The organism is Pseudomonas sp. 22490 (genome assembly GCF_052044465.1).
GTDB lineage: Bacteria > Pseudomonadota > Gammaproteobacteria > Pseudomonadales > Pseudomonadaceae > Pseudomonas > Pseudomonas aeruginosa.
Genome location: NZ_JBQENS010000095.1, coordinates 1 through 739 on the forward strand (window position 1 = coordinate 1; position 739 = coordinate 739).

1 protein-coding gene and 1 pseudogene are annotated in these 739 nt (G+C 49.5%); both read right to left on the bottom strand.

What is annotated here, in order from left to right; genetic code table 11:
- Nucleotides 1-185: pseudogene (locus ACTJJX_RS35045) on the bottom strand (tetratricopeptide repeat protein); the annotation flags it as partial.
- An 8-nt stretch (nucleotides 186-193) separates the two neighbouring features.
- A partial coding sequence (locus ACTJJX_RS35050; protein WP_161557731.1) for a tetratricopeptide repeat protein occupies nucleotides 194-739 on the bottom strand: 546 nt, incomplete at its 5' end.

Genomic DNA, 739 nt, shown 5'->3' on the forward strand with positions numbered 1-739 from the left:
ACGATACGGCCCCAGGGCCGCAGAGTATCGGGCTTGGCCAAGGCGGCTGCTTCGCGGTACCAGACATCGGCTTGCGAATCCAACGGCGGCAGATGGCCTTTTTCATTAACGCAGACAAACGATTTGCTGTTGGCCATCACGGGGACGGCTGCAAGACACAGCACGGCCCAAAGTCCAATAGCCATCAGCCGCATCACTGCTCCGGTTTCCAGTCAGGCCGATCTGCGTCGTAGCCCTGAGTGGGATGAGGTGGTAACGGATGCTCCTTCATCAGGTTGGGAAAACGTAAATCAGGATCAGCTTCAAGCTTTTTATAGATTGAATAATATTCCTTGTGTAGTTTTTCATCGGGGGAGTACCACATTCTGTCAACATCGGGACTGGTCTTATCAAAAACTCCGGACATGAAGAGGGCAGCATCATCATTTCCTTGACTGGCAGCAAGAAGATAATATCTTGCTGCTTTTGGAAAGTTGTGTTCAACGAGTTCGTAGTAACTCCCCAACTCATAGTTTGCCGGAGCATAACCCTGACTCGCAGCACATTGGGTATATGCCAAACCCAACTCTCTGTTTTTGGCCACATAAATATAAAGCTTACCCAGTTCGGTTAGCGCCGGCGGATTTCCTAGGCTAGCAGCCTTATCAAGAAAAGTAAGACCATCAGTTGCAGGATTATTGACCCCGGCACGATTACCGATCATTGCCCCCATATTATAGAAACCTTGAGGAATCTTCAG